The following is a 989-nucleotide window of genomic DNA, read 5'->3' as shown; positions in this document are numbered from 1 at the left end:
GAATCGGACGTGGCAACGACGACTACGGCCTTCGACAGCCCCTCTTCGCCCAGATCATCCTCAAGGAATTCCCTTACCTCACGCCCTCGCTCCCCAACGAGAGCGATTACGGCGATATCGCAAGCGCTGTTGCGCGTGAGCATTCCCATAAGCGTGGACTTGCCTACGCCGGAACCCGCAAAAAGTCCGAGCCGCTGTCCCTGGCGACATGTGGCAAACAGGTCCAATGCTGAAACACCCAGGCTCATCCGGGGGCCGAGGCGTGCGCGAGATGCTGCATCTGGCGGCGACGCCCGCAGGTTGCACGATAGGCCACTTGGGGAAAGGGGCGCTTTTCCATCGATGGGCTTGCCCATGGGGTCGATCACGCGACCAACAAAATGATCATTGACCACGAGATTTGCGCCGGAACGTTTCTGACGCTCACCCGATGGCAGAAGCGGAAAAAGGGCGCGACAACCGGCCCCAATGCCATCAAGGGCACCGAATGGCATCGCAATGGCCGTCTCGTCACGAAAGCCGACAATCTCGGCATCGATTTCACGTCCATCCAGGGCTGCGAGCGTGACCCGATCACCTACGCCAGTAAAGCCCGTCATACCGGTTAATGCGACGGAAAGGCCCGTGACTGCAGTGACCTTTCCTTCCAGGTATGCAACAGGAAGGTCGTGCAAAGGCGTTCTGACGGCCTGTGCAAGGGCACCAAGCTCTTGTGTGAGCCGGGAAAGTGTCAAGTCTTCATCAAGGCGCATTTGATCGGTCAAAACAGACCAGAATAAATGCTGGATGAAGAAGAACTGTCATCATCGCCGAACAAGGCGAGTATGCCTGATTTTGAGTCGTCACCACCAAACAGATCGAGCATGTCCGCAGGCTTGTCTGCTGGCTGCGGAGTGATCTGGAGAAGGGTCAGATATTGTTCAGCGTATTTCTGGATCTGATCAGGAGTCTTGAGTTTCGAGAAGTCTACCTTTTTCGTAAGCATGCGC

The 989-nt window shown here is 56.4% G+C and carries 2 pseudogenes; both read right to left on the bottom strand.

Annotated features, from left to right (window positions below):
* Window positions 1–734: pseudogene (gene fliI / locus P792_RS39550) on the bottom strand (flagellum-specific ATP synthase FliI); the annotation flags it as partial.
* Window positions 735–760: 26 nt separating this feature from the next.
* Window positions 761–989, bottom strand: a pseudogene (locus tag P792_RS35490) (hypothetical protein); the annotation flags it as partial.

The organism is Asaia sp. SF2.1 (assembly GCF_000505765.1).
GTDB lineage: Bacteria > Pseudomonadota > Alphaproteobacteria > Acetobacterales > Acetobacteraceae > Asaia > Asaia bogorensis.
The sequence above is the reverse complement of the archived record's forward strand: the minus strand, read 5'-3'. Positions and strand labels throughout refer to the sequence as shown.